The sequence below is a fragment of the Salipiger sp. HF18 genome (genome assembly GCF_011806505.1).
GTDB lineage: Bacteria > Pseudomonadota > Alphaproteobacteria > Rhodobacterales > Rhodobacteraceae > Salipiger > Salipiger thiooxidans.
Genome location: NZ_JAATOS010000872.1, coordinates 1 through 793 on the forward strand (window position 1 = coordinate 1; position 793 = coordinate 793).

The following is a 793-nucleotide window of genomic DNA, read 5'->3' on the forward strand; positions in this document are numbered from 1 at the left end:
TTGAGATTGTGCTCGCGCGCGCCGCGCACTTCGATCTGCTTGAGCTCGGGCATGGGACCTCCGGGGACGGATGCCCGATACATAGGTGAAAGGCGGGGGCGCGCCAATGGCAAAATGAGAACATAGCGCGAACCGCTGCGCATTGCCGTCACATTCCGGTGGTTGGCAGGCGGGCCTGGGCAGCGGCTGGGCAGTCGCCGGGCGCTTGCCGGGCCGCGTCTGGCAGAGCGGCGATCCGCCGATCACGAAAGCGTTTGCCCCGGGCAAGGCGGAGCGTGCCTAGATCATTGTGAAAGGACTCGAGAACGACAACAGGGATGAGGGACCGGCAATGACATTCGACCGACGGAACATGATCGCCTTGGTGCTGGGGGCCGGGACCCTGATCGCGGCCAGCTCCTGGGTGCATCACGGGATCGAGAGCGCCGAGAACGGCGAGATCGAGCTGACCGGACAGGTCACTCAGGCGCAACTCGAGACCCACGACGAGCGGCTGGTGCTGCTGGCTGACGGCACGGCCTGGACGGTCGACATCGGCCCCCTCATCGATGCCCGCAGCGCCGGGCTCACCCCCGAGATGCTGGCACCGGGCAACGAGCTGACGGTGCTCGGCCAGCGCGACGGCGACGTCGGCACGCTGGAGCTGCGCGCAAGTGCGGTGATCTTCGGCAGCACGCGCCACGATCTGGGTTCTCGCAGTCTCTGAAGGCGCGGGGCCTCTGAGCGGCTGTGTTGCGAGTTGGGTGGCGGCAGTCCAGGTGCCGTAGCTGGCCGTCTCGATCTGTTCTCGTCT

The 793-nt window shown here is 66.8% G+C and carries 1 protein-coding gene; it reads left to right on the forward strand.

What is annotated here, in order from left to right; translation table 11 throughout:
- The first annotated feature begins 331 nt into the window (after positions 1 to 331).
- Positions 332 to 706 (forward strand): hypothetical protein, encoded by a 375-nt coding sequence (locus HC022_RS27655; protein ID WP_008883611.1) that lies wholly within the window; start codon positions 332 to 334, stop codon positions 704 to 706.
- The last annotated feature ends 87 nt before the right edge of the window (positions 707 to 793 follow it).